The organism is Variovorax sp. P4_D9 (genome assembly GCF_056401695.1).
In genome coordinates, this window is record NZ_JBFUIU010000820.1 from 1 (window position 1) to 3866 (window position 3866).

The following is a 3866-nucleotide window of genomic DNA, read 5'->3' on the forward strand; positions in this document are numbered from 1 at the left end:
GAAGTTCACGCACCGCCGCAGCTCGTTGAGCACGGCCCTTCATGATTTCTTCTGGCAAGTTCAGATGCCACCGTTCGACGTCGATCGCCTTGATGTCGGAAAGCCTCTTGTTGGCCCACCGCGGCTCGACGTATGAGTTCCAGGTGTCCTCGAAGGTCGCGAGCTTCTTTGAATGGGTCCGGCAGTACTTCGCGTAATGAACCCACAACTCGGCGACCGTCAGCTCCCCCTTCTTGGCTTGCCTGACCGCCGCGACGCTTTCGCCCGAGGCAAGGCTACCCGCCAATTGCGTGGCACGCGTCCGCGCCTCTTCCGGCTTCACCGCGGGATACCTGCCAATGGTTTCGCGCTCTGGCTTGGTCGCGCCCTTCGCCCGACCGACGAAGGAGAACGACTTGATGCCAGCCGGCGTCACGCGCAGGTACAGCCCGGCCACCTTCGAATCCTTGAACTCTAGGCGCTCCGCACCGCGTGGCGRGGGCTCGATGGCCTCGATTTCTTTGACGGTGAAGTTGATGACGGGGGTCTTTGCCATTTAGGGTGCTCATTTCGCTGGGGTAACGTCAGGGTAACAGATTGCCGGAAACTACCGAATACTTCCGCAACCCCAAAACCCGCATAGAACCTCGCTTCCGAATGGAGCGTAATGTTCCGAAATACCCAGAAACCATGTATCACTCGCGTTTGGGACCAGAGGGTCGAAGGTTCGAATCCTTTCGCCGAAAAAGTGAATGGGGACAACGGTTTAGGCTGTTGTCCCCATTGCATTTCTAGTGCCCGCATTCGTCTACCAACTTCAGGGGTGTCTACGCATCGGCGCCGCTGGAGCCGGGAAAAAGATCCAGGGCCGCCAATGCCTCCCTCAGGCGCGCCAACGTCCTCGCGCCGACGACGCCCGCATCCGCCAGCTCTTTCTCGCTGATCGCAGATTCACGGGAACGACCACCAGCAATGGTCGGGCTCTGCCCATCATCGATTTGACTGATGAATGGAGCAAATGACATGGCTGAAAAGCTGTCTTCCTACGACCCCGCCGAAGATCTGACGACCGACGAAGCGGTCGCGACTTTCGTGGCCGAAGCGTTTCACACGAACGATGTGGCATACATCGCGCACGCGCTGGGCGTCGTGGCCCGCGCAAAGGGCATGGCGCAGATTGCGGGTCAAACAGGGCTGTCCCGCGAGCAGCTCTACCGCTCGTTCAGCTCCACCGGGAATCCAACCTTTAAGGCGCAATGAAGGCGCTAGGCATCGAGTTGACGGCCAGCCGACTGTTGGCCGAAGCCGACCTGCACGCTCCATGGACTCAATCAACTTCGACAACGACCTCATCCACATCAACCTTTGTATTGCCCGAGAAGTTCGGTGTTCAATCGCGCCGTGTCGGACCACGAGAAGATCTGGGTTGTCGGAGGGCCGAGTGGCGTCACGTTCGGATCGACGCCCGACAGGTGCAGGATCTGTGTCTTGAACCAGGTGTCGAATTCTTCGGATGCGCTGGCATAGCGTGGCGCCGCCTCGCTGGGATTCTCTACGAGCGTCAAGGCGATGACCCACGGCCCGGACGGGGTCTCCTGTACGTGCCAAGACTCATAGGCGACGCCGTATCGCTTATAAAACTGGTTGGTGTCGACGCTTCGGTCGCCGGACAGCGATGTCGCAAGCTCACGAAGCTCGGCGACCGGCCGCCGGAGTGGGAACGCTCGAACTACKATCGACATTTGAGTCTCCTTGTTTCGAAGCGGGCACGCCGGGCAAGATCCACTGCGCGCGCGGGCGCTTTGAACTTGATACCCGGCGCAAAAGTCAACTGCTCCCATGTTTGGCTAACAGTATCGGTCGTATGCAAATGGGGGGCTAGAACTTTGATCTGGAAGCAGTAGTCGGCCAAGTCATCTTTTGCGGGAGCCTAGTCCCCAGCCCGCCGCCCTTCAATTCCTAACCAGCACGACGTGGGCCTGGATCTTCCCCTCGACCGCCCCGGTGCCGAAGCGCTTTGCCAAGGCTTGCGCACACGCCGTGGTGGCAGCAGCCAGACCGTCCGGCGAGCGCGCCTCGATCTCGTTGCGCAGCGGCGTGCCCTGGCAGTAGGCGATGGCCGGCAGCAGCGGCGATGCGGCGCGACTGCGCGCCGTCACGGTCTCGAACTCCGGGGCGGCGGCGAATCCCGCGGCGGCCAGATCGCGCCCGATGACCGCGCGGTCGAAGTAGCCGTGCGGCGTGCGCGCCAGGAAGCGCGGTGGATCTGCGGGGTGCAGCGCGCCGAGCGTGGCAGTGACCTCGTCCGCGAACTCGTTGTCCTCGATCCGGTCCCAGACGTTGAACAGCAGCGAACCGCCAGGCCGAAGGACCCGCCGCGCCTCGGCAAAGGCACCCGCCTTGTCAGGAAAGAACATGACCCCGAACTGGCAGACCACCAGATCGAATCCGCCATCGTCGAAGGGCAGATGCATGGCGTCCGCCTGCTGCCAGATCACCGGCCGTACGGTGCCAACCGCAGCCGCGCGCGCCAGCATCGGCGGGTTCAGGTCGGTCGCGATCAACTCGACCGCTGGCGGCAAGGCCTTGGCCAGTTCGCGGGTGACGACACCGGTGCCGGCGGCCGTCTCGAGCACGCGAAGCGGTACCAGCGCCGCCGCCCGGCGCGCGAGATCAATTGCGCAGGGCTCGAAGATCAGCGGCACGAGGTGGGTGTCGTACAGCTCCGGAATCGAGCCGGCGAACATCGCGTCGGAACCTGGCTTCTCCATGGCGGACCTCCTGGTGAGCGCAGCGCCGCTTGGCCGGATCGCCGGCATGGCGCGTCAGACAGCGAGCGCTGGCCCGATCATCGCGCAAACGGCGCCGGACGGACGCCTCGGCGCCCAGGGCGGGGCCGCAGCCACCGTAGAATCGCGATCCTCGCACCGGCTGCCTTCGCACGCCGGTCGCGATTCAGTTTTTTTCTGCGCGGCGGTAGCTCAACCGGATAGAGCACCAGCCTTCTAAGCTGGGGGTTACGGGTTCGATTCCTGTCCGCCGCGCCACCTGAGGGCATCAGAACCGCCCATAAACGGTAAAATCCTCAAATAAATCAATGACTTATGACAGTTTTGGCTGTCATATTCCTCCACCCACCTGCCCCGCCGACAGCGTGCAGGCGCGCCGACTCAGGCGGGCTCTATCTGGAGGTAACTCCGAACAAGTCCAAGCGCTGGTTTTGGAAGTACCGGACTTACGGCAAAGAGAAGCGCCTGGCGATCGGCAACTATCCGGGAGTGAAGCTCAAGGATGCACGCGCCGCACGCGACGACGCGCGCAAGCTTCAGCAGCAAGGCACCGACCCCACGCAGCAGCGCCAGCTCGACAAGGCAACGTCTCGCATGAGCGCAGCGAACACCTACGAAAAGGTCGCCCGCGAGTTCCACGGCATCAAGGTCAAGGAGTGGAGCGACAAGCACCAGAATAAGTGGCTTCGCCTGCAGGAATGCAACCTGTTCCCGTGGATCGGCACCCTGCCCCTCGCGAGCATCACCGCGCCGTTGCTCCTGGAGTCGCTGCGCCGTGTCGAGGGCCGCGGCAAGAACGAAACTGCGCACGCACTGCGCCAATACACCGGGGAGTTTTTCCGCTATGGCATCGCCACCGGCCGATGCGCAGACGATCCGGCGCACGCGCTCCGCGGCGCACTTCAGGCTGTTATGGTGAAGCACATGGCGGCAGTTCTAGAGCCAATACTGTTCAGATACGTAACACGCGCAACGCCGGCGTCGGCTCATGTCTGCGGTGGAGCTCGGCGCCGCGACGGCGCACTTTGAAGTTGCTCATCTTGCGCTTGACCCCTCGCGGGTTGTGGCGGCCGCGGCTGCTCACGCAGCGGCCGCGGC

The 3866-nt window shown here is 62.9% G+C and carries 6 protein-coding genes and 1 tRNA gene; 3 read left to right on the top strand and 4 right to left on the bottom strand.

Annotation, left to right across the window (positions count from 1 at the left end; translation table 11 throughout):
- Nucleotides 1-535 (bottom strand): Arm DNA-binding domain-containing protein (locus AC1DY5_RS45960; protein WP_478121051.1); only part of this gene is annotated, 535 nt, incomplete at its 3' end.
- A 271-nt stretch (nucleotides 536-806) separates the two neighbouring features.
- Nucleotides 807-1004 (bottom strand): hypothetical protein, encoded by a 198-nt coding sequence (locus AC1DY5_RS45965; RefSeq protein WP_478121052.1) that lies wholly within the window; start codon nucleotides 1002-1004, stop codon nucleotides 807-809.
- Between AC1DY5_RS45965 and AC1DY5_RS45970 the strand changes: the two genes are divergently transcribed.
- Nucleotides 1003-1239: an addiction module antidote protein gene (locus AC1DY5_RS45970; protein ID WP_478121053.1), complete on the top strand. Its 237-nt coding sequence runs from the start codon at nucleotides 1003-1005 to the stop codon at nucleotides 1237-1239. The two genes, AC1DY5_RS45965 and AC1DY5_RS45970, sit on opposite strands and share 2 nt — an antisense overlap.
- Before the next feature lie 98 nt (nucleotides 1240-1337).
- On the opposite strand, the gene AC1DY5_RS45975 is transcribed toward AC1DY5_RS45970, so the two are convergent.
- Together AC1DY5_RS45975 and AC1DY5_RS45980 are read right to left on the bottom strand one after the other, a co-directional pair.
- The gene (locus AC1DY5_RS45975) at nucleotides 1338-1721 is read right to left on the bottom strand and encodes a hypothetical protein (protein ID WP_478121054.1); all 384 of its coding nucleotides are present in this window, start codon (nucleotides 1719-1721) and stop codon (nucleotides 1338-1340) included.
- A gap of 210 nt (nucleotides 1722-1931) precedes the next feature.
- Nucleotides 1932-2750, bottom strand: a complete 819-nt coding sequence (locus tag AC1DY5_RS45980; RefSeq protein WP_478121055.1) for a class I SAM-dependent methyltransferase — start codon at nucleotides 2748-2750, stop codon at nucleotides 1932-1934.
- Nucleotides 2751-2949: 199 nt separating this feature from the next.
- On the opposite strand from AC1DY5_RS45980, the gene AC1DY5_RS45985 reads away from it, so the two are divergent.
- Together AC1DY5_RS45985 and AC1DY5_RS45990 are read left to right on the top strand one after the other, a co-directional pair.
- A tRNA-Arg gene (locus tag AC1DY5_RS45985) sits at nucleotides 2950-3026 on the top strand.
- 66 nt (nucleotides 3027-3092) lie between these two features.
- Nucleotides 3093-3797, top strand: coding sequence for a tyrosine-type recombinase/integrase (locus AC1DY5_RS45990; RefSeq protein ID WP_478121056.1), 705 nt, complete (start codon nucleotides 3093-3095; stop codon nucleotides 3795-3797).
- Nucleotides 3798-3866 lie beyond the last annotated feature (69 nt).